The sequence below is a fragment of the Alteromonas sp. CH_MED4-4 genome, from assembly GCF_037029575.1.
Taxonomy (GTDB): domain Bacteria; phylum Pseudomonadota; class Gammaproteobacteria; order Enterobacterales; family Alteromonadaceae; genus Alteromonas; species Alteromonas macleodii.
In genome coordinates, this window is record NZ_JAYMEU010000024.1 from 1 (window position 1) to 25,440 (window position 25,440).

General features: G+C 44.0%; 18 protein-coding genes. 3 read left to right on the plus strand and 15 right to left on the minus strand.

Translation table 11 applies throughout. The annotated features are described in order from the left end of the window. Positions 1–38 precede the first annotated feature (38 nt). From WA381_RS15320 to WA381_RS15335, 4 genes are all read right to left on the minus strand, one after another. Positions 39–398, minus strand: coding sequence for a DUF2254 family protein (locus WA381_RS15320; RefSeq protein ID WP_231506478.1), 360 nt, complete (start codon positions 396–398; stop codon positions 39–41). A 133-nt stretch (positions 399–531) separates the two neighbouring features. Beyond that, on the minus strand, positions 532–678 hold the full coding sequence (locus WA381_RS15325; protein WP_014998419.1) for a DUF2256 domain-containing protein: 147 nt from the start codon (positions 676–678) through the stop codon (positions 532–534). Beyond that, complete coding sequence (locus WA381_RS15330) at positions 665–2,203, minus strand: cryptochrome/photolyase family protein (protein ID WP_156078379.1); 1,539 nt, start codon at positions 2,201–2,203, stop codon at positions 665–667. Before WA381_RS15330 ends, WA381_RS15325 begins: the two co-directional genes overlap by 14 nt. Before the next feature lie 3 nt (positions 2,204–2,206). After that, entirely contained in the window at positions 2,207–3,631 is a 1,425-nt protein-coding gene (locus tag WA381_RS15335) for a cryptochrome/photolyase family protein (protein WP_156086449.1), read from the minus strand. Positions 3,632–3,742: 111 nt separating this feature from the next. Here WA381_RS15335 and WA381_RS15340 point away from each other — a divergent pair, with 111 nt between their 5' ends. Further along, complete coding sequence (locus tag WA381_RS15340) at positions 3,743–5,050, plus strand: DASH family cryptochrome (RefSeq protein ID WP_156078377.1); 1,308 nt, start codon at positions 3,743–3,745, stop codon at positions 5,048–5,050. Positions 5,051–5,062: 12 nt separating this feature from the next. Beyond that, on the plus strand, positions 5,063–6,697 hold the full coding sequence (locus tag WA381_RS15345) for a cryptochrome/deoxyribodipyrimidine photo-lyase family protein (protein WP_156086448.1): 1,635 nt from the start codon (positions 5,063–5,065) through the stop codon (positions 6,695–6,697). Between the two features lie 2 nt (positions 6,698–6,699). Here the strand turns inward: WA381_RS15345 and WA381_RS15350 are convergent, their stop codons facing one another. After that, complete coding sequence (locus WA381_RS15350; protein ID WP_014998414.1) at positions 6,700–6,987, minus strand: hypothetical protein; 288 nt, start codon at positions 6,985–6,987, stop codon at positions 6,700–6,702. Between the two features lie 210 nt (positions 6,988–7,197). Between WA381_RS15350 and fabA the strand changes: the two genes are divergently transcribed. Further along, complete coding sequence (gene fabA / locus WA381_RS15355; RefSeq protein ID WP_014998413.1) at positions 7,198–7,716, plus strand: bifunctional 3-hydroxydecanoyl-ACP dehydratase/trans-2-decenoyl-ACP isomerase; 519 nt, start codon at positions 7,198–7,200, stop codon at positions 7,714–7,716. Positions 7,717–7,817: 101 nt separating this feature from the next. Here fabA and rmf read toward each other — a convergent pair whose 3' ends face one another. The 10 genes from rmf to WA381_RS15405 all read right to left on the minus strand — a co-directional run bounded on the left by rmf (position 7,818) and on the right by WA381_RS15405 (position 25,434). After that, complete coding sequence (rmf, locus tag WA381_RS15360; RefSeq protein WP_014949558.1) at positions 7,818–7,994, minus strand: ribosome modulation factor; 177 nt, start codon at positions 7,992–7,994, stop codon at positions 7,818–7,820. 302 nt (positions 7,995–8,296) lie between these two features. Further along, complete coding sequence (locus WA381_RS15365) at positions 8,297–10,054, minus strand: DUF3466 family protein (protein WP_156078375.1); 1,758 nt, start codon at positions 10,052–10,054, stop codon at positions 8,297–8,299. 12 nt (positions 10,055–10,066) lie between these two features. Continuing rightward, the gene (uup, locus tag WA381_RS15370; RefSeq protein ID WP_014949556.1) at positions 10,067–12,007 is read right to left on the minus strand and encodes an ATP-binding cassette ATPase Uup; all 1,941 of its coding nucleotides are present in this window, start codon (positions 12,005–12,007) and stop codon (positions 10,067–10,069) included. Next, positions 12,004–12,237, minus strand: coding sequence for a glutaredoxin family protein (locus WA381_RS15375; RefSeq protein ID WP_061485908.1), 234 nt, complete (start codon positions 12,235–12,237; stop codon positions 12,004–12,006). The genes uup and WA381_RS15375 overlap by 4 nt, the downstream gene beginning before the upstream one ends. Then, positions 12,234–14,330 (minus strand): bifunctional 23S rRNA (guanine(2069)-N(7))-methyltransferase RlmK/23S rRNA (guanine(2445)-N(2))-methyltransferase RlmL, encoded by a 2,097-nt coding sequence (gene rlmKL, locus WA381_RS15380; protein WP_156078374.1) that lies wholly within the window; start codon positions 14,328–14,330, stop codon positions 12,234–12,236. Before rlmKL ends, WA381_RS15375 begins: the two co-directional genes overlap by 4 nt. Positions 14,331–14,397: 67 nt before the next feature. Next, positions 14,398–15,405 carry a quinone-dependent dihydroorotate dehydrogenase gene (gene pyrD, locus WA381_RS15385; RefSeq protein WP_014949553.1) on the minus strand — a complete coding sequence of 336 codons (1,008 nt, stop codon included), beginning with the start codon at positions 15,403–15,405 and terminating at the stop codon, positions 14,398–14,400. Between the two features lie 166 nt (positions 15,406–15,571). Beyond that, positions 15,572–20,410 carry an NAD-glutamate dehydrogenase gene (locus WA381_RS15390; protein WP_014979341.1) on the minus strand — a complete coding sequence of 1,613 codons (4,839 nt, stop codon included), beginning with the start codon at positions 20,408–20,410 and terminating at the stop codon, positions 15,572–15,574. A 196-nt stretch (positions 20,411–20,606) separates the two neighbouring features. Further along, a complete protein-coding gene (locus tag WA381_RS15395) occupies positions 20,607–22,925 on the minus strand; it encodes an efflux RND transporter permease subunit (protein WP_061485905.1) in 2,319 nt (772 codons plus the stop codon). A 15-nt stretch (positions 22,926–22,940) separates the two neighbouring features. Then, positions 22,941–23,987: a WD40/YVTN/BNR-like repeat-containing protein gene (locus WA381_RS15400; RefSeq protein WP_014976597.1), complete on the minus strand. Its 1,047-nt coding sequence runs from the start codon at positions 23,985–23,987 to the stop codon at positions 22,941–22,943. A gap of 79 nt (positions 23,988–24,066) precedes the next feature. Then, positions 24,067–25,434: a DUF1329 domain-containing protein gene (locus WA381_RS15405; RefSeq protein ID WP_014949549.1), complete on the minus strand. Its 1,368-nt coding sequence runs from the start codon at positions 25,432–25,434 to the stop codon at positions 24,067–24,069. Positions 25,435–25,440: the final 6 nt, after the last annotated feature.

Sequence of the window (25,440 nt, forward strand, 5' to 3'; positions counted from 1 at the left end):
CACCTCCGCAGCCATTTATTGGTGTGGTCTACAGAGGATTATGTCTTTTTAGAGGGGAAAATCCCTAGAACCCCATTTTGTGAGACGTCGTCTGATATTATAAGGCTTAAAGAACGAGGTGTAGATGATTGGCTCGCTGACGCGTAAGCATTGACCATAGTGCCTGCGGAAAACGTAGCTATAACCATCATACTTGATGCCATTATTGAGAGTAGCGTTTCAACAGAATCGGGCTTTATCTCAGGGATATGTTCGGCAAGTGATGTACCGTCAGCAACTTTAGCTATAAAAACCGCGAAGATAGAAAGCAAACAAAAGCCAAGAGGCTTCACCCAAAGCTTCTCTTTTAGACTGTATAAAAGAAAACGTAGCCTATCTACGGTTATCGGTGCTTCCACAACACACTCCTTGTATTTTCACTTTATTTCATACGCAACAGTAGCGGCGAATGATTAACTATAGTTTTTATTTAGCGGTAATGATGCCTTAGCGATCTATGTTTCTAGTTTTGCCCACACGCCATATCGCGCTTTACTCATCGGTAGCGCTTTTTCTATTTCCGGCGCAACGCTTGGAGCAATAACGTACATTTTCCCAATTCTTTTCCCATTTTTTGCGCCACGTAAATGGTCGTTGGCAAACCGGACATATCTTTGTGGGTAAATCAGACTTCTTCATTTTTGGTTAGCTTTGATAGAAATATTGCAGCATCTTGCTTCATGGTCTCGATGTTTTCTTCCTTCATTCGTCCATAGGTTTTGTAAATCATGGCCATTCGATGATTGTTACTCAGTTTTTCTTTGTGCTTATCAATAAAGTGCCAATACAAATAGTTGAATGGACAGGCTTTCGGCCCCGTTTTTTTCGAAACCTGGTATCCACAGTTCTTGCAATAGTTGCTCATTTTGTTGATATAACTACCGCTCGCGACATAAGGCTTACTCGCTAAGTTGCCGCCATCGCTATACAGAATCATGCCTGCTACGTTAGGAAGCTCAACCCACTCGTAGGCATCGGCGTATACCAACAAATACCATGCTTGAACCTCTTCTGGGTTAAGTTCGGTCAACAAGCTGAAGTTACCAATTACCATCAAACGCTGTATGTGATGGGCGTAAGCGTTTTGTTGCGTTTCTTTAATGCATTGCCGCATGCAATTCATATTCGTTTGTGCGTTCCAGAAGAACGAAGGTAGTGAGCGGCTGTTATTAAAGTAATTATCAGTTTTCAAATTTGGCATAAAGTGCCAATAGAAACCTCTAACATACTCGCGCCAGCCTAGGATCTGACGTATAAATCCCTCGGCAGAATTTAGAGGTACTTGTCCTGCGTGGTAGGCTCGCTCAGCAGCGTGGATAGCCTCGCTAGGTGTTAACAAACCGCAGTTCAGATAAAAGGCTATATGAGAGTGGTAAAGCCAAGGCTTACCTTCCACCATGGCGTCTTGATACTGACCAAAATTAGGTAATCTTTCTTCTATAAAAGTATTTAAGACGCTGAGTGCGCCTTTTCGAGTTACCGCAAAGTGGAAGTTATCTATATCGCCAAAGTGATCGTCGAACTCCTCTTTCACAAGGCCGATAACATCTGCTGTTATGTCGTCAATTTCAAACGTCGAGTGTTTAGGAACCTTATGAGTTTCAGGCATAGATTCACGATTTTGCGCGTCATAATTCCACTTACCCCCGATGGGGTTCTTACCTTCCATTAGTATGTTGTGCTTGCGGCGCATCTCACGGTAAAAAAACTCCATACGAAGTTGTTTTTTGCCGTTTGCCCAATCGGTAAATTCCTGAGGGGTGGATAAAAAACGATTGTCATCGCAAATCGTAACAGGAACCCCAAGGGTATTTTCCCATTGCTCCATGCTTTTAAGCAGGCGGTATTCACCGGGCATGGTCACTCTTACTTCATCAAACGTGTTTTCGTTAAGCGCGTATTTTACCTGGGCGAGTAAACCGCCTTGATTGTTTTCGTCGTTATAATGAACGTAGTTAACGTTAAAATTGTCGTCGCGCAACGCTTTGGCAAAATGACGCATAGCACTAAACAAAAACGCTATCTTCTTTTTATGGTGTTTTACGTACGTGGCTTCCTCACGCACTTCCGCCATTAATATGGTGTCTTTACTTTTTACTGCATTAGCTATTGCCGGTAATGTTTCGGTAAGCTGGTCGCCTAAAACTAAGATAAGTGCCGCCATACCCTACTCTTTTATTTGTTGAAAAGCGTCAAGTGCACGCTGACGCGACGCTTTCAAATCAACAATAGGCTTTGGGTATTCCTTGCCAAGCTCAATGCCTGCCTCTTTCAATATGGCGTTTGGAGCTTCCCAAGGCTTATGAATGTATTTGTCTGATAACTTATTCAACTCGGGGCAGTACTTGCGAACGTATTGCCCTTTGCTATCAAATTTCTCACCTTGCAGAATTGGGTTAAATATCCTGAAGTAAGGTGCTGCATCGGCACCTGAGCCCGCTACCCATTGCCAGCTGGCGCTATTGCTGGCAAGGTCGGCATCTAGCAATGTGTCCCAAAACCATCGCTCGCCTTCGTGCCAACTGAGCAGTAAGTTTTTGACCAAAAACGAGCCCACAATCATACGTACTCTGTTATGCATGTAGCCTGTTTGCCACAGTTCGCGCATACCCGCGTCGACGATAGGAATGCCAGTTCTGCCTGTTTGCCATGCTTTAAGTGCCTTAGCGTCAGTACGCCAGGGAAACTTGTCAAATTTATCGTTAAAGTTTTTATTAGGCAGGGTCGGAAAATGGAACAATAAGTAATAGCTAAACTCCCGCCAACCAAGCTCACTTAAATAAGTTTCAATGCTCTTGTCTTCGCTATTTCCGAATTTGTCTTTAATCGCATACCAAACTTGATTTGGCGACACTTCCCCGAAATGTAGGTGGGGAGATAAGCGAGATGTACCTTTTGCAGATGGTATATCTCTTCCATCTTTATACTTTCGCGCTGAATTTTGAATAAAGTCAGCTAGGTTATCAGCGGCGCCGTCTTCACCTGGATCCCACGTTTTGGCGATGGTCTCATCCCACTTGATAGTGGGTAACAAACGTAAAGATGCTAAATCATCACCTTCATTACTTACATCGGCATAAGTAATACGTGCTGGCGGTGCTTTGGGGTAACGAGGCTCTTCAATCTGTAAACAGCCTTTTTTGTAGTATGGGGTAAAGACTCGGTACGGTGTACCGTCTTTCTTTAGAACCTTCATGGGTTCCCACAATAAACTACCGTTAAAACTGTGAGCTTCGTAATCACTATCGATAAGTGTTTTCTTAATCCCTTTATCCCGATTTATTTGCCACGGTTCGTAGCACCGATTCCAGAAAATACCCTTGGCATCAAATGACGCCATTAACTTGGGAATAAGCTTCTGAGGATCACCCTTAAATATTTGTAGATGCCCGTTCAGGCGTTTATTCAACGACACTAGCGAATGATGAAGCCACCATTTGCTGGCGCCTCCTGGTTCTCTTCCGTTAGGCGTTGTGTCATCGTAGATGTAGATGGGAACTATTTTTCCCATGTCGCAAGCAGCGTTTAATGCCGGATTGTCTTTTACACGAAGGTCTTGTCTAAACCACATGATACTAACAGGAACGGTCACTTTTTTTCCTCAGGCGTTGCGCCAAATTTTTATATTATTCGTATTGCATGTATTACGGTAATAAACGGGTTCAGGATCCGTATAAACAGTAAAAAAGTGCTCTAAATTAGTATGATAAACAATCACACTCAACAACAGTGTTCAAACCTTAATCAACGAGGTTTGTTCTGGTTTCGACATGACCTAAGACTTCATGATCAAGCCGCCATCGCCGCGCTTTGTAAAAAAGTTGCTCAAATTACTTTTGTCTACATCTTAGATGATAAGAATTTCAGCCCAAATGAGTTCGGATTGTCTCCAATGGGACAACACAGGCATACATTCTTGTTGCAGACTTTAGAAGATTTAAAACGCCAGTTGGCTGGCTTAGGTCATGAGCTACTCGTACTAAAAGGCAAGACGGCAGAGTGCCTGGCGAATCTTTTTCAGGCGGGCCAATATACCCATATAGGTGTTAGTCAACATTGCGGTTATGATGAAACTGCTCAATTAAACGCAGTAAAGCGTTTCTCTAATTCATTGACTGTGGTTGAAACCCCAACGTTCGGGTTGTTTGATGTTTCGACATTACCATTCAGCATTGAAGATATGCCTGATGTTTTCAGTCCGTTCCGCAGAAAAATAGAGAAGCATAGTGAACCTTTACCGGTTCACGATGCGCTAGCGTCTTTACCCGACGCATTTACGCCCCCGTTGGATGAGTCATTTCATTTAACCCTTGATATTGATTTACCCGCGCCATCAGAAACATCATTTGTAGGAGGTGAAACAGCGGCGCTATCCCACTTAGGCACTTACCTCTTCGACTGGCAGTCGGCGTCTTCATATAAAGAAACGCGAAATGCGCTTGATTCTTGGCAAGACAGTACTAAGTTCTCGGCCTGGTTAGCTAACGGTTCACTTTCTGCGCGAGAAGTCGTTAGGCAAGTACAGCTTTTTGAAGCAACAGTCGAGAAAAACGATTCCACTTATTGGATTTACTTTGAGCTACTGTGGCGAGAATTCTTTCACTGGTTGCAGTATAAATATGGAGCAAAATGGTTTCACTTCAGTGGGATTCAGGGGAAAACGCCATCTACACAACATTGTCCAGAAACGTTTAGACTTTGGTGTGAAGGTAAAACAGGCTATCCAATTGTAGATGCGTGTATGCGACAGCTTGCTGAAACGGGATACATGTCTAACCGCGGTAGACAACTAGTAGCAAGTTGTTTTGTGCACGAACTTCGTCAAGACTGGCGATATGGCTCAGCGTGGTTTGAGCATCAACTCATTGATTACGAAGTGGGAAGTAATTGGGGAAATTGGCTCTACCTTGCTGGTGTTGGCAGTGACCCTCGCGGACACAGACAATTCAACTTGATAAAGCAAACAGAGATTTACGACCCCAAGGGCCAATTCCGTAAAAAGTGGTTATAGGTTATATGTTCTATGGTGCCAGATAACCCTAAACCGTCCATTACGATTATATGGTTTAAGCGAGATTTTCGCCTGCGTGATCATGAGCCACTTTTTCGAGCTGTAGAAGCGAAAGAAAATATATTGCCGCTTTTTTGCTGGGAACCATCGCTTATTGAAGACCCACATATGGACGTTCGCCATTGGCGATTTGTTCAGCAAAGTATCGACGATATTAACAACCAGCTTCCTGCACCTGCCCGTATTTTGACGTTGCACTGTGAAGTGATAGATGCATTTAAATTTATTGCTCGGTATTACACCATTTCTGCGGTTAGGAGTTACCAGGAAATAGGCCTAAAGGTTACGCATAACCGTGATGTGAAAGTGGCTAACTATCTGAATAATAGAAATATTGCTTTGAAAGAAAGCCAGTTTGGAGCAGTAATTCGAGGTTTGCCCCATCGAGCTCAATGGCAGTCGAATTGGGAGCACCATTTTACAACAAGCACTTACGATTTTGATATAAACAGTGCCAACTGGGTCGCTTGGACGCAGCATGCCGCGATAAAAGATGCTGAAAAGAATTTCGACGACATCGCCGGTGATAGAGCGTCTATTAGCCGCCAATTTGACCCTAACTCAGTCTACGAAACCAACCTTCGTCCCGAGGTCATCGCGCACCTAAGTGAACTTGAAGCTATGCAACCTGGCGGTGAAAAACGTGCATGGCATGTGCTGAAAGACTTTTTTAAACGTCGGGGGAAGTTTTACCATCAGCATATATCGATGCCAGAGAATGCGAGGCGAGCATGCTCTCGATTGAGTCCATATTTGGCTTGGGGCAATATATCAATCAAGCAAGTTTACCAAAGTGTTTTGCAGCAAAAACAAGTGAAGAAGACGTTAACGGCCGACGAAGGAAAACAATGGGGGCGTGCCCTTTCTGCATTAACTTCCAGACTTCACTGGCATTGCCACTTCATCCAAAAATTTGAAAGCGAACACAGTATAGAATGGCGCCCAATGAACCGTGCCTATGAGAACTACCCTTTTATTGACGGCCCTGAAGCTGAGCGTCGTTTTTATCGTTGGAAAACCGGCCTAACTGGCTATCCACTGGTTGACGCCTGTATGCGAGCGTTGAAGTATACCGGTTATCTAAATTTTCGCATGCGCGCTATGATCACTAGTTTTCTGTGCCATCACTTAAATGTTCATTGGCTAAAAGCTGCGCATTACCTACTAGCTACGCAGTTTTTAGATTTCGAGCCAGGTATTCACTATCCACAAATTCAAATGCAAGCCAGCGTAACAGGTATCCACACCGTGAGGTTGTACAATCCTGCTACACAATCAAAAAAATTAGATCCAGAGGGTCTATTCATAAGAAAGTGGGTGCCAGAGCTTAAATCATTGCCTGGCGACGCAATACACGCGCCGTATCTATTGCCTCCTCTAGAGGCTCAAATGCTCGACTTTGACCTAGAGCGAGACTATGTCGCGCCCATTATTAATATTGCTATTCATAGCCAGAGCACGGCTAAGCGACTATGGGACTTTCGAGACAGAGATGATGTGGTTAAAGAAGCGCAGCGCATAGTGAAACGTCACACCATGCAAAATAGCCCCAGTCGAGCATGGCTTAAAACTAAGCTAGACCATTAGGCCTAGCGGTTATTTTTTCGAAGCCACTCGTTTAAAAGTTTAATTTGTCCGCACTTGTATGCCGCGTACATAAGTCTCATGGCGTTCGACATTGCTTCACTATCTGTCCAACCCGTCTTGTCGCGTATTTCGTCATAACACGCTTTTGCTTCTGGGCTTACATAGCCTCTTACTAGCTTTTTACCCGCGTCTTTTTGTCTTTCTCTGAAACGTCGCTGTTTATCTGCATTGGCTTTAGCTCTATCTGCTGCACTTTTCTTAATGATCTTTTTCGTCGTTTGTTCTGTCATAGTTTTCACATAAAGTTACGTTATGGTAGAGCCTAAAAAGTTAGGGTCTGCACATATTTCATACGCCTAGCGTGATATTTATACAGGCCCAAGTAACTAAAGCTATATTAGCACGCGTTTTTCTTCAGAAAAATGACTGTTCAGAGTTGTTTGGCGTACAACTGTTCGCTAAATTAGCACCGTCACTTAAATAACAGCAACGAGTTGGGAATGTCAGAGAAGAAAAACAGTTTTAATAGAGAAGATTTATTGGCGTGTAGCCGTGGTGAAATGTTTGGACCAGGTAATAGTCAACTTCCCGCCCCTAACATGCTTATGATGGACCGTGTAGTTTCAATTACAGAAGATGGCGGCGAACATGGCAAAGGCGAAATCATCGCAGAATTGGATATTACCCCGGATTTATGGTTCTTTGACTGTCACTTTCCGGGCGACCCGGTAATGCCAGGCTGCTTAGGCCTAGACGCGATGTGGCAACTGGTTGGCTTCTTCTTAGGTTGGAGTGGCGGCCCAGGTAAAGGTCGTGCACTGGGCGTAGGTGAAGTTAAATTTACCGGGCAAATACTGCCAACAGCTAAAAAAGTTACGTACAAAATCACTATGAAGCGCGTGATTAAGCGCAAACTGTTCATGGGCATGGCTGATGGTACTGTAGAAGTTGATGGCCGTGAGATTTATGTAGCGAAAGATTTGAAAGTTGGCTTGTTCCAAGATACGTCAAACTTCTAAGCTGTCTTTATTGAGCTTTAAGGTCAAATAATCTCGACCTACAAAAAAGCCCCTTTTCAGGGGCTTTCCTTTTTGCATAATCAGTTCATAAAAGAGAAGTGTTATTTAACACTTAAACCTAAGTGTCTGTCTTCTACTGCCTCGCGCCATCCACCTAACCACTGTGAACGTGCATCGTTTTGCTGAAATGGACAATTTTCCTTTGAACGACCGCTAATGCCAGCTTGATAGCCTTTCGAATGGGCGCGTGTCAGTTTATCTCTTTTTTGTCTTTTCATTGATTAGCCTCTTTTGTTTGTTGAAAGTACAACAAATCATTTTCTCGAGCGCTCTACATCATTTCGGTTGATAGTGCCGGAAAAGTGATTGCGTACAATACTGTGATAGTGCAATTAACTAAATGGTTCAAGAAAAATAAAAAATAAAAGGGCTTGACAAAATTTAAATAAATGAAGTTTCTATGAAATTTATGTTACATTTTTTATGCATAAATATGTCTTTTTTTACGTTTTTTAGGCATAAAAAAAGCCACGCATAGGTGGCTCTTTTAATATTGATTGCATATTGTCCAAATGGTCAGCTATTTCTTTAAACGTCTACGCACAAATACTGCAGCAAATAGACCAAAAAATGCGAGTAAACCTGTTGCAGCTCCTTTTCGCTCATAGGGCTGTTCGTCCTCAGGAATTTCACATTCATCTATGGAACCATTCGATAACGGAGACAGTTTAACCGCCACTACGGAGTCGATTTCTTCTGTTTCACCGTCTGAATTAATTATATCGTTACCCGTTACATACTTGTTCGTAGCTTTAATTCTCGCATTCGCAATGATCTCATTATCATCGTTGATGTCTACTGCTTCAATTAGCTCATATGGGTTATCACAAGAAACTAAATCATTTAAGTTAGTAAACTCTTCAGTATCAATGTTGTACATAAATGCCGCTGTATCGCGAAGCGTATCACTCGTTGCATCCACGTCTGCCTTACCCACTACGATATTATTATTGTTAATGGCATTCGCAGTCACACCAGCACTCACGAAGAAGCCATCAGGGTAATGCTGTTCTTGGGTATCAAGGTTGTATACAAACAAACGAGAGCGTGCGATATCGCTTTGTGAACGAAGCACTGCACCCGTCACCCAATTTTCATCATTAATTGCGATAGCCTGGCTAATGATATTTTCTTCGCGTGGAAGAAGTTCAATGGTTTCACCGTCTCTGAAAACCGTTGCAACTCGTTCACTTTCAGTCCTGCCTGATGTATTTGGGCGCGTTATCGTAATGCGATCTCCAGTAAGGCCTTCACCGACTGCGATACCTTGGTTATTTATGTCATAGGCATACGTGAAATAGTGGCGTGTATCGTCTTCATCAGGTTCAAATAATAACGGGTAGGTATCGGTGCTGATTACATCGCCGTTGACATCGATCTGCCAAATGGTAGCGTTAACCTCAGACAGCAATACGAAGCTCGGTAAGTAATTTGTAGATGAATTAATGAAGTAGCTAGAAATACGTGGAACAGCAAAATCGCCATTATAAATAGTAAACAGGCAGCGACCTTCAGATGTGTCACCACGAGACTCATCGTCTGTACACGTTTCAACAGCATCGGCAACATCATCGCGGAAACTAACAGTACTGAAACCTGCAACCTGTAAGTTTGCGTTTATTGCTCGAGCTGAAGAGAACCCTCCTACAGTGTCATCAACAGCTGGAAGTACTTTAGTCTCTCCAGATGCTTGAACAAAGGCTTGTTGTGCTGACTCTGGATACGTGTAGTTTAATGTATCGCCATCTTCGTTCTCATATGGGTCTAGAACAACCAGTCCCGAAGAATCACCGACAATAAAGTTACCGTTCAAGCTGTCACGACCAGTCGATTCAACAGATCGCGTATAGTCATCAAATTTGTCTGTAACTTCATCAAGACCTGGTACTAATGATATATCTTGAGTGTCGGTTGCATAGGTTCTATACGACGCTAGCTTCTGTCCCGTTGTAAGATTTGGGTTCGATAGAAGATAATTTACTACCGTGGTATAGTCTATGTCTGTAAAAACACCCTGGCGTGCGTCATCTTCGTTTTCTAGACTCTCACCGAACTGGTCAAAAAAAGTCGTGTCTTCTTCAAGCTGCTCTGCGTCGATTGGTGGATTGAACTCCAGTTGAACGACAGACAACATTTTGCCTGAGTTATCAATCGAACGAGCAAAATTGTTTCTAGCGGTATCCTGTAAAGGAAGAGGCGTCACTGAATAGGTCGCGGCGAATGCCGAAACACTTCCTGTTGCCAACAGAACGGCGGCGGCAAGCTGAGTTCGTTTCATTTAAAATCCTATTTACTGCTGATTATCTTCCAGCATACTTTCTAGTTCATCCCAGCGCGCATATTTCTGGGAAAGTAATTCTTCTTTATCTGCCAACTCGGCTAACGCCTTGGCAGTAATGTCACTGTCTTGTTTGAAAAAGTCCGGGTCGTTCACTTTTTCTTGCATAGCCTCAAGCTCTTCCTCAAGTGTCTCTAGTTCTTTCGGCAAGGACTCAAGTTCACGCTGGTCTTTGTATGATAGCTTTTTCGTCTTACGGGGAGAAGACTTAGCACTAGGACTGTCTGAAGCTGAATTAGTTTCATTCTTTACCTTGGCTTTTTCTTCCTTTTCGATTTGCTGACGTTTTTCCTGTTGCTCTTTATACCAGTTTTCTACGTCAGTGAAACCCCCAATAAATTCGCGAAGCATTCCATTACCCTCGAATACCACGCTACTATTTGCTACGTTATCAACAAATTCCCTATCGTGACTGACTAAAAGCACGGTGCCGGTATATTCGTTGAGTAAGGTTTCGAGCATTTCCAAGGTTTCAACGTCTAAGTCATTGGTAGGCTCATCCAGCACCAAAACGTTGCTCGGTTTAAGCATCAGTTTTGCTAGCATAAGGCGGTTTTTTTCTCCACCTGATAGCGACTTAACCGGTGCATTAACGCGTTCAGGCGTAAACAAGTAATCTTGCAAATAGCTGATCACATGGCGTGGGTGACCATTTACCATCAGATCGCGTTTACCGTCACCTACCGCGTCTATCACAGACTTTTCTAAATCCAACCCGTGGCGGTGCTGGTCAAAGTAAGCAACTTCAAGGTTAGTGCCTTGTTTGCAGTTGCCGCTATCGGGCTGGAGTTCGCCGAGTAGAAGCTTGATAAGCGTACTTTTACCGCTACCATTAGGACCAATGAGAGCAAGCTTGTCACCACGCAAAACATTCAGGTTTAACCCTTTAACAATAGGCTTGCCTTCAATGCTATAGCTTAAGTCTTTTACTTCAAACACCATCTTTCCAGAGCGCGCGCCTTGGTGTTGATTGACTACCGCATTGCCCTGAACCGCTCTTCGCGCTTTACGCTCCTCGCGTAGTTTTTTCAGCGCTCTTACTCGGCCTTCGTTGCGGGTACGGCGGGCTTTGATGCCCTGACGAATCCATACCTCTTCTTGCGCTAGTTTTTTATCAAACTCAGCGTTTTGTGAAGCTTCAACCTCTAAATCGTGCTGCTTCTTTTCTAAATAAGTTTCGTAGTTACCCGGATAGCTCGTAACCGAGCCGCGGTCTAGATCAATAATTCGCGTAGCCATGGCACGTATAAATGCACGGTCGTGGCTCACAAACACAATTGCGCCTTGGTAATTACTCAAGCTGGATTCAAGCCAGCGGATCATTTCAATATCAAGGTGGTTAGTTGGTTCGTCTAACAGGAGCAAATCCGGCTGTCGAACAAGCGCACGAGCTAGCGCTGCTTTTCTGCGCCATCCCCCAGAAAGAGTAGATAGCGATATCTCAGGGTCTAGCTTTAGCATGGTTAGCGTCTGTTCAATTTGCTGTTCAAACTGCCACGCGTCTCTGGCTTCTAACTGTTCTTGTAGTCGCTGTAATTTATTTAAATTCGATTCGCTTGGATCTTCACCAACGATACGGGTTTGATGAAAGTAGGCTTTCAGTGTTTCACCTACGTCAGATAAGCCTTCGGCAACATAGTCAAAAAGCGTCACATCGGTAGTTTGGGGCGGGTCCTGCTCTAGGCGCGCAATGACCGTATTATTTTCAATTATACGCTGCCCATCGTCGGCAATAATATCGCCAGCAATAACTTTCATCAGTGTTGATTTACCGCTACCGTTGCGACCTACTAAGCAGACGCGCTCTTTAGGCTGTACAACCAGTTCGACACCGTCTAACAGCGGCGGATTCCCATAAATAACAGTGATGTTTTTTAACTGCAAAATGCTCACTGAAGAAACTCCTCTAAATCGGCGGTATTAAAAGGCCAGCCGATTTCTTTTTCGTTATCTACCCGTTTCAAAACGGGGATCCTTGCACCGTACAAATGATAAAGCTCAGTGCTAGTGCGAATGTTAACCTTCTCTATATTAAGCGATGAAAACATAGACGTTTGCTGAAGCTCAACATCGGCTAAGTCGCACAGGCTACATTGGGGCCCGGTGTAAAAATAAATTTTCATGAAGCTAGTACCCAGCACTGATGGATGTTGCCTTTACGTGCAAAATCTTCTGGAATTGTGTCTTTGGTAATATTGTCTACTGACAAGCCCAGTTCACTGATGGCTGATTCGTCTAGCTTAAAGCCACGCTTGTTGTTAGAGAAGATGATGATCCCCTGCTCTTTTAAGCACGCTTTAGCATCGGTAAGCATTTTTACGTGGTCGCGCTGCACATCCCACGTATTTTGCATACGCTTTGAATTCGAAAATGACGGTGGGTCGATAAAAATTAAGTCGTATTTGCCTTTATGCGTGCCTAACCAAGTGGTGCAGTCAGCTTGAATAAAAGCATGAGGCGCAGTGAGTTTGTTCAGCGCTACGTTCTTCTTTGCCCACTCTAAATAAGTATTAGACATATCCACTGTCGTTACAGACTTTGCGCCACCTTTAGCGGCGAATACCGACACACTACCCGTATATGAAAACAAGTTAAGAACGTCTTTACCTTGGGACAACGCCTGCACTTTTTGGCGGGTATTACGGTGATCTAAGAAAAGGCCTGTGTCCAAGTAGTCAGTAAGGTTAACCAGGAAACGAGCGCCATTTTCAAACACTTCCATCATGTCGCCAGTCTGATTAATTTTCTCGTACTGTTTTGTACCTTTTTGTTGGCTACGCACTTTAAGCGCTATCTGTCTTGGTGAAACACCTGTTACTGCTGGCAAATGAAGCAAGACTTCCTGCAGACGCTTGCGTGCTTTATCTTCAGAAACCGTTTTTGGCGGCGCGTATTCTTGAACGACCAGCCAGTCACCATATCTATCTACGGCAACGTTATAATCTGGCAGGTCAGCATCGTATATGCGGTAACAGTTAGTGTTAGCGTTCTTGATCCAGCCTTTCATGCGTTTGAGGTTTTTCTTCAAACGATTAGCAAACTCGTGGTTGCTAGCGTCCTCGCTAAACTGTACCGTGTTTTCTTCATCCAACACATAATTCGCTAAACGACATTCCAGCTTACCGTTATTCATGGCATAGTCTTTGGTGGCGCGAAGCTTTAAAACCCGAAGCAAATCACGATTGCTGCTAAGAAGCGACACATGCCATCCCTTCCAGGCTTCTTTAAAACGCTTACCCCAATCACTAAATAGCGGTATTAACGATGTTAGCTCGCCCAAACGTTCTCCGTAAGGAGGGTTTGAAACGACGTAGCCTGGTGTGGCAACGGGCGGAGAAGATTTTGTTGCGTCTTGCTGTGAGAACGAAATATCGTTAAATACGCCAGCAAAATCAGCGTTTGCTTTTGCAATTGCTACCATTTTACGGCTGAAATCACCCGCGTAAATACCACTGCAGCTAGGCTTTTGCGCGGAAATAGCTTGTTCTACCAAATCATCCCAAAGCTTCTCTTCGTGGCCGAGCCACTTAGTAAAGCCCCAATACTTACGCTTTATACCTGGCGCAATATTGCGAGCGATGTAGGCTGCCTCAATCGCGATGGTGCCCGAGCCACACATCAAATCGACCAATGGCGCATCGGTATTCTCTGTCCATCCACTACGCATTAGCATTGCGCTTGCGATATGCTCTTTAAGCGGCGCGTCACCGGTTTCTTGTCGGTATGCGCGTTGGTGCAGACTTGCCCCCGCTAAATCTATGCCTAAAATTACATTATCGCGATGTAGTCTTGCATACACAGAAATATCAGGGCTCTTTCGTTCTACTGATGGGCGCGGTAAGCCTTGCTCTACAAATGAATCTACTATGGCGTCCTTAACACGAACCGCACCAAATTGAGTGTTTTTTATGGCAAAGTTTGTGCCGATAAACTGTACAGATAAGGTATGACGTGAATCCATCTGCATTTGCCAGTCAATACCCATAGCCGTATTATACAGTGCATCTGCATCGCCTGCTTTGCCTGATGCCAACACCCAAACTACGCGGTTAGCTAAGCGTGACCATAAGCAAAGTTTATACGCATCCTCTTTTGAGCCTTCAAACTGAATAGTGCCAGGCCCTTGCTTAACTTGCGCATCAGGGCAAAGGCGTAGCACTTCTTGTTTTAATAGTTCGTCAAGACCGCGACTGGTCGTAACCAGAATAGTATTCATTCATGTACCTGTTTTTGATGTACGTGCTTAAGAAAAAGCACGTACACGAGAGATTGGTTTGGGTATATTATAACGCGTTTACGATGCGTTTAACGAGCGATGGGCCTTGATAAATAAAAGCCGAGTAGACCTGCACCAGTGATGCGCCAGCGTCCAAGCGTGCTTGTGCCGCTTCGGGTGAGTCAATACCACCAACGCCAATAATAGGAATAGCGCGGTCAAGTGCTTTGTTTAGCTTGCGTGTTACTTCTAAGCTCATATCTGTCATAACTGAGCCACTTAAACCGCCCATTTCCTCAGCGTGCTGTAATCCGGCAACGGCATCACGTGAAAGTGTCGTATTAGTAGCAATTACACCATCCATTTTGCTATTAATTAGCGAAGCAGCAATACTGTCAATTTCCACATCGCTCAAATCTGGCGCTATTTTAATGAACAGCGGCACATATTTACCGTGGGTTTGCGTTAGCGTTTCCTGTGCTGCTTTTAGGCCAACTAACAGCTTATCGAGCGCTTCACCGTATTGGAGGTTTCTTAGGCCAGGTGTGTTCGGTGACGAAATGTTAATAGTGACGTAGCTTGCGTAAGGATAAACTTTGTTTAAACAAATCAGGTAATCGTCGAGCGCATTCGCTTCTTCGGTATCTTTATTTTTACCAATATTAATACCAATAGGCCCTTTAAACTGAGCCTTTTTCACTTGTTCGACAAGATGATCAACACCTTTATTATTAAATCCCATGCGATTAATAATGGCGTGCTTTTCCGGAATTCTGAATAAACGAGGTTTTGGGTTTCCTGGCTGCGGACGAGGCGTTACCGTGCCTATCTCAACAAAACCAAATCCCATGCTCGCAAATGCATCAATACAATCGCCGTTCTTATCAAGACCGGCGGCAAGTCCTACCGGATTATCGAAGGTCATGCCGGCAACGGTAACGGGCTTTTTTATCGTCGGTGTGCTGTACATCCATTTCAGCGGTGTATGTTGGGTCTTGTTTAACCAGTTAATGGTGAAATCGTGACTTTTTTCAGGTTCACACTGAAGCAAGAATTTTTGCACTAGAGATTGCATGGTTATTATTACCGCTCGCTAATTAAGGGCCTGTTGATCATCAACGTATATTGCGCTTGTATGAGGTTTGCTTTTACAAACGATGCTTCAAAAATGTACAGCAATGTTCAGTCGGCCAATAAAAAGCCCTGATAAACAGGGCTTAAATCATTAAGGTGCGTGTATTCTAATGGTTAGACTTCACGCTTAAAAGCATCAATTCACGTAAAGCGACAGAAAATTTCGCAAATTCGTGCGTTGTACTGGTCTTAAACTCAGACATCATGTGATACCAGCGCTTAAGTAGGACTTGATTGCTTTCAATCCACTCATCAAGAATTTGATCTGCACTACTTACGTCTTCGCGAGAAGCTAGCAGGTTAGCTGCAATGGAACGCTGCTGCCAATCTAACTCTTCACGATACGAGGCGCGAGCTAACGCTTGCCAGTGGTTGCTTACCGCCTGGTTGTTTATCTGATCTAAGAACCAGTGAAGTTCTAAACGAGAACCTAGCTGATAGTAAAGCTTAGCGACTACATCGGTATCATGCTTATCTGCTTCAACGATTTGCGCAAGGTCAAAGCTAGAGAACATGTTAGAGAAGCTTGCAACCTGATAAGCGATGTCTTCTGGTACACCCTTATCAATGTATTTCTGCGTAGCGTTTTCAAGCTGAGTAAATTCGCTTTTAACCAAGTAGTTTTGCAGGTTCTTCGATAATATATCGAAGGTACCACGGTAGCTCGCGATGGCTTCTTCAATGGATTGCGTCTTATTACCGTGGCGAATATACCAGCGCGAAGCGCGACGCATAATTCTACGTGCTTCATCTAACATTTTAAGCTGTAGCTGAGCTGGAATAACGTTATCCAGTTGTTCGATGCGCTCCCACAGCGTCTTCATGTTAAAGATACCGTGAACAATTGCGTATGCGTCAGCAATTTCGCTCACACTTGCGCCAGTTTCTTCCTGCATTCTAAACACGAAGTTAAGGCCCATGTCGTTAACCATGTTGTTGGTTAACTTAGTCGCAATAATTTCGCTTCTAAGCGGATGCTGTTGCATGTGTGTTGCGAATTTTTCGCGGAGCACTTTAGGGAAGGCTTCTACTAACAACTTACCGTGGTAAGGATTGTCAGTAATTTCCGGAATATTAAGCGCATCTTTAAGTACCATTTTGCCGTACGCAATCAATACGCTTAACTCTGGGCGAGTTAAACCTTGATCCGTGGCTACGCGATCAGAAATCTCATCGTCACTTGGAATAAATTCCAACTCACGGTTTAGCTGACCTTCACGCTCAAGACCGTGGATAAAGCGAAGCTGTTCTTTAAGTTGCTTAACGCCAGCTAACTCAGTAATAGAGATAGACTGAGTTTGACGGTAGCAGTCTTTCAGTACAATTCGACTTACATCGTCGGTCATATCGTAAAGCAACTTATTACGCTGTTTAAGCGTAAGTTCACCGTCGTTAACTAGGCTGTTAAGCAAGATTTTGATGTTTACTTCGTTATCCGAGCAATCAACCCCACCTACGTTATCGATGAAGTCAGTGTTAACTCGGCCACCGTTAGACGCATACTCAATACGACCTAACTGCGTTAGACCTAAATTACCGCCCTCGCCCACAATTTTAGCTTGTACATCACGACCATTGACGCGTAAGTCGTCATTAGCACGGTCACCTACGTCTGAGTGAGACTCTTTCTTGCTCTTAATGTACGTACCGATTCCACCGTTCCACAGTAGGTCGACTGGCATTTTCAATATATTGTGAATTAGCTCATTAGGCGTCATCGTTAGCTGACGCGTACCTAACCACTTTTTCATTTCAGGTGTAAGCTTGATAGATTTAGACGCGCGGCTAAATACGCCACCACCTTTTGAAATCAGCTTACTGTCATAGTCTTCCCAGCTTAGGCTTGGGTTCTCAAACAGGCGTTGACGCTCTTTATAACTTGCTGCTGCATCAGGGCTTGGATCGAAGAAAATATGTAAATGGTTAAACGCAGCGATTAGTCGCGTATGCTCTGATAGCAACATACCGTTACCGAATACGTCACCTGCCATGTCGCCCACACCAACAGCGGTAAAGTCAGTGGTCTGACAGTCAATACCAATTTCTCTGAAATGACGTTTAACCGACTCCCATCCGCCGCGTGCAGTAATACCCATTTTCTTATGGTCATATCCAATACTACCGCCAGATGCAAATGCATCGCCCAGCCAAAACCCAAACTCTTCCGCAATACCGTTTGCGATATCAGAGAACGTGGCGGTGCCTTTATCTGCAGCAACAACCAAATAAGGGTCGTCATCATCAAGGCGAACAACATCCTTAGGAGGAACAATTTCACCATTTACAATGTTGTCAGTAATATCTAACAAGCTGGTGATGAAAGTGCGATAGCATGCTTGGCCTTCAGCCTGAATAGCTGCGCGACCTTCGCCTACAGGTAGGTTCTTACAAACGAAACCACCTTTTGCACCAACCGGAACGATCACCGTGTTTTTAACTTGTTGCGCTTTTACTAGGCCGAGTACTTCTGTTCTGAAGTCTTCTTGTCTATCAGACCAACGAAGACCGCCGCGGGCAACTTTGCCGCCACGCAAGTGCACACCTTCAACGCGAGGACTGTAAACAAAAATTTCAAATTTAGGCAGTGGTAATGGCATGTCAGGAATGAGTTCCGGCATCATCTTAAATGATACATATGATTTCTCATTGCCGGCATCGTCTGCCTGATAGAAGTTTGTACGTAACGTTGCAGACATCATATCCAGATAACGACGAATAATTCGGTCGTCATCCAAGTTACTAACGTTGTCTAACTGTTCCTTAATAGTCTCAAGAATACCTTCCTCTTTTTTCTCATTGCGCTTTTTCTTAGGATTAAAACGCTGGTCGAAAAAGTCTACGAGTAAACGAGCAATGTCTGGATAGTTAGCTAGTGTGTTTGCGATGTAGTCACGGCTGAAAGAACTGCCGGTCTGGCGCATGTATTTAGCATAAGCACGGAGTACCGTAACTTTACGGCCAGTCATATTCGCGCCAAGGATAAGACGGTTAAACGCGTCGTCTTCTAGTGTCTTATACCATACTTTGGCGAAGGCATCTTGAAAGAGAATCTGGGCGTTTTCCATGTCAAAGTGCTGACCACTTTTATGTAACATGGTGAAGTCCATGACCCAGTTACGTTCACCTTCTGAACACGTGACTTTATAAGGGCTTTCATCAATTACGCGTAACCCAAAATTCTCAAGCATCGGCAACACGTCAGACAAATGGATGGGCTCGGCACGGTGGAAAAGCTTAAGCTTAACTACTTGGCTGTCAGCGTCTTCTTCTTGTGGACGATAGAACAACATATCCAGTGTGTGGTTGTCGTCTAACATCTCTAATTTGCCAATATCTACAAGCGCTGCTGACGGTAGGTTATGCTCCATATAGCTGCGAGAGAAAGCATTGTTGTATTTGCGTTCCAACGCTTTACCCGAGGCCTCACCGTGTGCCGCTGAAATAGCTGACGCGAGTCTGTCATTCCAGGTTTTGGTCAACTCAATAATGTTTTGCTCTATTTCCTTCACATCGAATTCCGCGTTGTTGTCGTTGACTCTAGCAATGTAATGCGTACGAGCATATACAGACTCTGAGAAGAACGTAGTAAATTCCACTTCTTCTGTTGCGCCCAATGACGCTTTAAGTAGCGCTTGGGTTTCTTTGCGTAACTGGGTGTTATAGCGCTCTCTTGGCACAAACACCATGCACGAGAAAAAGCGGCCAAAAATGTCTTTTCGAATGAATAAACGTGAAATTCCACGCTCTTGCATTTGAAAAATACCCATCACAATTTGCGCTAGTTCTTCTGCTGGCGTTTGTAGCAACTCATCTCGTGGGTAGGTTTCTATAATATTTGCAAACGCTTTGTATGCGTGAGTTCCAGGCTCGAAACCAGATAGCTCACAAATACGTTTGATTTTTTCACGTAAAATCGGAAGCTGAGTTACGCTGTTGTTATAGAAAGAGGCAGAATACAAACCTAAAAAGCGGTGCTCACCAACAACCTGACCTTCTTTGTTAAATACCTTCACGCCTACATAGTCCATATATGCAGGACGGTGTACTCGCGCGCGTGAATTTGTTTTGGTCAGAATCAATGGGTTTTTGCTAAGCGCTTCGGCACGGGCCGACGCAGGTAAGCGAGACAACAAACGCTCACGGTCGTTTACTGAGTTTTTAAGCAAACCCAAACTGGTGTCGTTTTGAGGGATCCATCTATGGTCCCCTTCAATGGCTTTAACGTCATAATAACGGTAACCCATCATTGTGAAGTTGTGATCGCCTAACCATTCTAAGTAAGCCTTAGTTTGCTTTTTGGCTTCTGTAGATACAGGCCAGTTAAATTTAGCATTGTTTTTAATTACGTCTTGCAAGGTATTTGTCATGCCTTGCCAGTCTTGAACTGCCAAAGAAACTTCATCAACGACAGAGTGTAGTTCTTGTGTTAGAGCATCGATGTCTTTTTTCGATGTTTGTCTATCGATTTCGATAAAGATGACCGTTTCTTTTTTCGCACCTTCAAGCGATTGACCTGGCTCAGCAAACGCTTCAACTTTGTTCGCTTTGTCGCGCTTAATGCCAATTGGGCTGTGAAGGAATAAATGTGCGGTGATGTTCAAACGATTTAGCAACATGCGCACCGAGTCAACCAAGAATGGCATATCCGACACAATAATCTCAACAATTGTGTGGCTTGAGTGCCAGCCGTGTTTGGCAATTTCCGGGTTAAATACGCGTATGTATGGCGACGTATGTTCAAACTTCGCCAAGCCATTCCATAAACTAAGTGTTGCACCATAAAGGTCGCTGTCGTTGCGATTTTCTAGGTCATCGCTTGAAATATTTTTATACAACAGACGTCCGAATTGCTGCACAAGAGACTTCTGCTTGGTATCTACTTTTTTGTCGATAAGTGCAAATACATTGTCTAGCAGTACTGAGTGTCGCTGTGAGGTGACTGTCATTTGTTAACCTTTTTTGAATGTCGTAATACCAATCCAGCTTGGTATAAGTGCCGAGTACCTAACTATTTTCTCTAATAAATGACGCTAATGAAAGCCCATTTTTAACCTTATATTAACAGCATAGATAAGTATGCAGAAAACACCCAAAAAAAAGGGCCTAAAGGCCCTTTTTAATGCTTAGCTATGCAAAAATATTTTATGCATCAGGGTCATTCTTGTTCCACCATAGGAATCTTGCTAGTGCAGGCAGTACAATTATTGCTCCAAGCATGTTCACGACGAACATAAATGTAAGCAAAATGCCCATATCCATTTGGAACTTAAGCGAAGAGAACACCCATGTGCTCACGCCTATTGCCAGCGTAATACCGGTAAATAGCACAGCACTTCCACGTTCTTTTAAGGCAGCGAAATACGCTTCTTGAACGGTAGCGCCTTTCTTCAGCATTAAGCTCTTGGTAGAGAGTATATAAATACCATAGTCCACACCTATACCCACGCCAAGTGCGATAACTGGTAATGTAGAAACGGTGAGGCCAATTTGAAGGTATGTCATTAGGGCTTGCGCCAGTACAGACACCACATACAGCGGAATAACAACAACTAACGTAGCACGCAGCGAGCGGAAGCTAACTAGACACAACGCAATAACGGCGCCAAATACATAAAGCATCATAGGGTCTTGCGCTGCACTAACTGCTTCATTAGTTGCGGCCATCACGCCAACAGGCCCAGAAGCAAGACTGAACTTCATATCATCGGTTTGATATTCATCGCGATACGCTTTTACCGCTTCAACGACACGAGAGATCGTTTCTGCTTTGTGGTCTTCCATAAACAGAATAATTGGCATGACCGAGCAGTCGCCGTTAAGTAAACCTGACGACGTTGGAACGCGAGAAATTGCCTGCACCAATGTTTGCTGGTTACGAGGGAGTACCTGCCACTTAACGTTGCCTTCGTTGTAACCTGCGTTAACAATTTTTGCTACAGATGCCAACGAAACCGCCGATTGAACGCCTTGAACATTTTCCATTTTCCACTGGAAATCGTCCATGGCCTTCATCACGCTGTGTGACGTACAAGCTTCTGGTGTGGTTTCAACCAAAATAGAAATGTAATCTACCGTTACTTCGTACTTATCGGTAATCAGAAAAGTGTCCTGATTGTAGCGTGACGTTTCATGAAGCGCAGGTGCACCCGCATGTAAGTCCCCTATCTTCATATTCTGAGCTTGGAAATGACCAAACACGAATAGGATAGCAGTAACGATAAGAATTATTGCCGCAGGCTTTTTACGTGAACAAGCTGCAATGACTTCCCAGAATTTCGAATTAGCGTTTTCTTTACCCGCGAATTTTTCGACATATTTCTGGTCAAGTTTTAAGAAGCTCATCAGCACAGGCAGCAGCAACAAGTTGGTAAGAATGATTACCGCTACACCCATACTTGCCGTAATCGCCAACTCGCGAATAATGCCGATATCGATTACCAATAACGTCATAAAGCCAACCGTATCAGATAACAATGCAATTCCGCCTGGAACCAGCAAGTTTCTGAATGCCGCCATAGATGCCCGTTTAGCACCAATACCGGTTACTGCTTGTTTTTCTACCGCGTTAATCATTTGTACGCCGTGGCTCACACCAATGGCAAATACCAAAAATGGCACCAGTATTGACATAGGGTCCATACCAAAGCCAATTGAAGTAAGCAGTCCTAGCTGCCAGATAACGGCAATGATTGAGCATACTAACGGCAATAACGTAAGCATGATGCTGCGCGAGAAGAAATACACCATTACGGCAGTAATCGCGATAGCAATGGCGAAAAAGATCAACACGTCTTTTGCACCGTCGGCCACATCGCCAATCATTTTCGCAAAGCCAATTATATGAATAGACGTATTTTCGTTTTCATATTGACCGCGAAGCTGCTCTTCAAGTTCTGCTGCTAATGCCAATGTATTGAGAGGTTCGCCCGTTTGCGGGTCTATATCGAGCAATTGCGCTGTTACCATTGCGCAGCTGTAATCACTGGATACCTGTCTTCCGACGATGTTTGCCTTTTCTACGTTGGCAGCAACCAACTCTAATGCTTCTGGGCTTGCAGAATTAAAGTCGGCAGGAATGACCGGCCCGCCTGCAAAGCCGCCTTCTACAATTTCAGTAAAGCGGGTTGAAGGAGAGAAAAGCGAAATAACTAACGAACGGTTCACCCCATTAATAAAGAAGAGTTGGTCGTGAACATTCTTTAAGGTATCGAAGAAGTTTTGATTGTAGATGTTATCGTTTTTATCACACACAGAAACTAATATATTGTTAGCGCCACCAAAATCTTGGCGATGCTCAATGTACGTTTTCATGTATTCATGATTTAGCGGTATGTTCTTTTCAAAACCTGCGTCTAAGCGCATTTGTGAAGCTTGGTAACCAAGGAAAACTGTGGCTATAGCAAACAAGGCTACGACAATTTTACGGTTTCCGAATACTAATTTTTCAAGAAAATGGGTCATTGTTTTTATACTGCCCTATTTTAAATTCAACGTTTTAATGCCATTCGCAGTAACGGCAATATTCTTACCTTTAAACTGTGTTGCATTAAGAAGCGCGGCTTTGTCTTTAATTTGTGAAACGACAATGCCTTCATCAGCTTCGCAATCTGAAAGGTTTGCATAGGGGTCTCGCATACTGGTGGGTAAAGGTCGCTGTGCGCTTACCATCATCCCGTTGTTACCCAAAGCATAAACCTTCGATTCAGAGCCAATTAGAATTGAATTTAGTGTGCTGGTTGAGCAAGTTTGTACGTATTCCCACTCACCTTCGTTTCTGTTAACAAATATATTTCCGCGAAGGCCAACCGCTAGAACGGTATTTTCATCAAGCGGCTTAATATCGAAAAACGATCCTGTATAGTCGACGTAATACCGTTCCCACGATTCTCCCATATTGGTACTTTTGGCTAGCAACCCGGCTTCGCCAGCTAGGTAAAGCGTATCACCATCAAGGGTAATTCTGTTTAAGTGGGGTAAAATAGATTCAAGTTCTTGCTGATAGAAGTCTTCATCTTCTTTTCGAATATCTTCAAGGTATTCTTGATCCATTGGGTCAAGCAGACTGGCATGACGTTCTGCCGTCCACGTTTTTCCACCGTCTAAGGTTCGATAGAACAAGCCATAGGCACCTGTAGCAATCCCCTGCTTTTCATTGAAGAATAATACGTCTAGAAATGGGCGCTGAAGGTCAGGTTGGAAATTTTGTATCTCCCACGTTTCGCCTTTATCTGAAGAATGAAGAATGACAGCGTCGTGGCCCACTGCCCAAATATTATCGCCTACAACAGTTGTCGCTGTAAGCGTTGATTGTGTTGGTACGGCTTTTTGAGTAAATGCCTCACCATCCTCTGAAACTAACACGTGACCGCGTTCACCGACAATAACGACAAATGTATCAGCGTCTATGTCCAAAAGAACCGATTGCTCAACCAATGGTGCCATGAATGCTTCTTCGGCGATTGCAGTTGTAGAGTAATTAACTGCGAAAGTGGCGGCAATGCACGCTGCAATGGTTTTTTTCATAATTAACCATTCCCCCTATTTATAATTGTCTGCATACAAAAACGGCTGGCAATTGCCAACCGTTTGTTGTTTAAGGCGATTAGCGCATACCTTCTCGTCGTAACGCCTGAGGTGTGAATTCCACATCTCGTGGGCGTACGGTGAAGTCGTACATCTCTTCTTCGTTATCGAGGCCAATGGCCAGGTAACGACGAGAGTTCAAGTCATGGTACACATCCAGCGTAGACCACTGGGTAGGTACTTCATAATAGTTCACACCATACGCTACACCAACACGATAAAGTTCGCCACGATTATCATACATATCAGCAACTTGAATTTGCCAGCTATCTTCATCAATGAAGAATACACGCTTTTGATAAATATGACGGAAACCGTCTTTCAATGTGGCTTCTACTTCCCAAACGCGGTGTTTTTCCCAACGTGTTAGGTCTGGATTAACGTGATTTGGCTTTAAGATGTCATCGTACTTCGCATTATCTGAATGAAGTGCATAGTTGTTGTATGCAACGAACATTTCTTTCTTACCCACTAACTTCCAGTTGTAACGGTTTGGTGAGCCGTTAAACATATCAAAGTCATCGGTAGTACGAAGGCCATCAGCTGCAGTTCCAGGTGTATCATAAGCAATGTTTGGTGCTAGACGTACACGGCGCTGACCCGTGTTGTAGGTCCATGCTTTACGCGGCTCTTTTACTTGGTCAACTGTTTCATGTACAAGCAGCGCTGTACCCGCCAAACGAGCTGGCTTTGTTACTTTTTGTTTAAACATGAAAAGAACGTTTTCGTCAGTAAGCTTTTCTGGTGTAGCACCTTCCTCTGCGTACTTAATTAATAACTGCTCGTCAAAACCAATTACGTTGTAATCACCGCCAGTTGTTACTGCAGCTTGACCACCATTACGCTGAACCGCTTCACCGCGATAGCGAAGTATATGGTTCCAAATTGCTTCAAGACCATTTTGTGGGATTGGGAACGGAATACCAAGAACAGCCCCTTTAATTCCGTTACCGCCGTCTAATAGCTCAGCGCTAGTTGCATTTACCTTAGTTGCATCGTAGATAGCCTGGGGATTAGACGCAGAACGACGCGTTGGGTAAACCGGCATACGGAAGGTTTCAGGGTAAGCTTCGAAAAGCTTTTTCTGACCTTCAGATAGAAAGTCCGCATATTCTTTATAGTTTTGTGCCGTGATTTCAAATAGCACTTTATCTTCAGGGTACGGGTCTGGATGGTGATCACCCACTGTGTAGCCCGCTGGTGCTGAAGTTATACCGCCAGTCCACGCTGGGATACTGCCGTCTGCATTACCTGCTTTCATAGCGCCCAGTGGCGTCAATTCGTTACCTAGTTTATTGGCATCTGCGTCAGACACCTTTGCCATCGCGCTTGCACCTGACAGAGCAAGTGACAAAGCCGCAGCGATAATTCCTACTTTTCTAATCATAAATAC

Bases quoted from the DNA above. Each gene is read 5' to 3' on its own strand.
- WA381_RS15365 (WP_156078375.1), bottom strand. From the start codon at position 10,054: ATGAAACGAACTCAGCTTGCCGCCGCCGTTCTGTTGGCAACAGGAAGT.
- rmf (WP_014949558.1), bottom strand. From the start codon at position 7,994: ATGAAAAGACAAAAAAGAGATAAACTGACACGCGCCCATTCGAAAGGC.
- WA381_RS15375 (WP_061485908.1), bottom strand. From the start codon at position 12,237: ATGAAAATTTATTTTTACACCGGGCCCCAATGTAGCCTGTGCGACTTA.
- WA381_RS15345 (WP_156086448.1), top strand. From the start codon at position 5,063: ATGGTGCCAGATAACCCTAAACCGTCCATTACGATTATATGGTTTAAG.
- WA381_RS15395 (WP_061485905.1), bottom strand. From the start codon at position 22,925: ATGACCCATTTTCTTGAAAAATTAGTATTCGGAAACCGTAAAATTGTC.
- pyrD (WP_014949553.1), bottom strand. From the start codon at position 15,405: ATGCAATCTCTAGTGCAAAAATTCTTGCTTCAGTGTGAACCTGAAAAA.
- WA381_RS15350 (WP_014998414.1), bottom strand. From the start codon at position 6,987: ATGACAGAACAAACGACGAAAAAGATCATTAAGAAAAGTGCAGCAGAT.
- WA381_RS15325 (WP_014998419.1), bottom strand. From the start codon at position 678: ATGAAGAAGTCTGATTTACCCACAAAGATATGTCCGGTTTGCCAACGA.
- rlmKL (WP_156078374.1), bottom strand. From the start codon at position 14,330: ATGAATACTATTCTGGTTACGACCAGTCGCGGTCTTGACGAACTATTA.
- fabA (WP_014998413.1), top strand. From the start codon at position 7,198: ATGTCAGAGAAGAAAAACAGTTTTAATAGAGAAGATTTATTGGCGTGT.
- WA381_RS15340 (WP_156078377.1), top strand. From the start codon at position 3,743: ATGATAAACAATCACACTCAACAACAGTGTTCAAACCTTAATCAACGA.
- WA381_RS15400 (WP_014976597.1), bottom strand. From the start codon at position 23,987: ATGAAAAAAACCATTGCAGCGTGCATTGCCGCCACTTTCGCAGTTAAT.
- WA381_RS15405 (WP_014949549.1), bottom strand. From the start codon at position 25,434: ATGATTAGAAAAGTAGGAATTATCGCTGCGGCTTTGTCACTTGCTCTG.
- WA381_RS15390 (WP_014979341.1), bottom strand. From the start codon at position 20,410: ATGACAGTCACCTCACAGCGACACTCAGTACTGCTAGACAATGTATTT.
- WA381_RS15330 (WP_156078379.1), bottom strand. From the start codon at position 2,203: ATGGCGGCACTTATCTTAGTTTTAGGCGACCAGCTTACCGAAACATTA.